Source organism: Mesorhizobium sp. M7A.F.Ca.AU.001.01.1.1, from assembly GCF_004022735.1.
GTDB classification, from domain to species: Bacteria; Pseudomonadota; Alphaproteobacteria; order Rhizobiales; family Rhizobiaceae; genus Mesorhizobium; species Mesorhizobium ciceri.
Genome location: NZ_RZPF01001277.1, coordinates 1 through 756, shown reverse-complemented (window position 1 = coordinate 756; position 756 = coordinate 1). Strand labels below are relative to the sequence as shown.

Annotated in this window: 1 protein-coding gene; it reads right to left on the bottom strand. The window is 60.2% G+C overall.

Annotated elements, in window-relative coordinates:
- Positions 1-641 (bottom strand): alanine--tRNA ligase-related protein (locus EN884_RS37635; protein WP_245492074.1); only part of this gene is annotated, 641 nt, incomplete at its 3' end.
- Positions 642-756 lie beyond the last annotated feature (115 nt).

Genomic DNA, 756 nt, shown 5'->3' with positions numbered 1-756 from the left:
TTCGTCACCTGTTCATACTGCATGAACACCAGGTTCCAGAATTCCAGGAAACGGTCGCCGTCCTCCTCCGGGCTGCCGGGAGGGCCGCCCCAGATGTGCTCGCCGCGGTCGATGAAGATCTCCGAGCACGGCCCGCAGGGTCCGGTGTCGCCCATCGCCCAGAAATTGTCCGAGGTCGCGATGCGAATGATGCGGTCGTCGGAAAAACCGGCGATCTTCTTCCAGAAGCCGGCCGCCTCGTCATCCGTGTGATAGACGGTGACCAGCAGCTTGTCCTTGCTCAGCCCGAATTCCCTGGTGATCAGGTTCCAGGCAAGCTCGATGGCGCGCTCCTTGAAATAGTCGCCGAAGGAGAAGTTGCCGAGCATCTCGAAGAAGGTCAGATGACGCGCGGTGTAGCCGACATTGTCGAGATCGTTGTGCTTGCCGCCGGCGCGAACGCTCTTCTGGGCGGTCGAGGCGCGCGAATAGGGCCGCTTCTCCAGGCCGGTGAAGACGTTCTTGAACTGTACCATTCCGGCGTTGGTGAACATCAGCGTCGGGTCGTTGCGCGGCACCAGCGGACTCGACGCGACGATCTCGTGACCCTCCTTGCGGAAGTAGTCGAGAAATGTCGACCGGATTTCGTTCACGCCACTCATGAATGCTGCCTTTTCAGAAGGGCCGCCGGCAAACCGGCGGAAATGGGCTCTGCGTTTTAGAAGATTAGGACTTGGCCTTTTAGCCGCCGCGCTTCACCCTGTCCAGAAACACGGA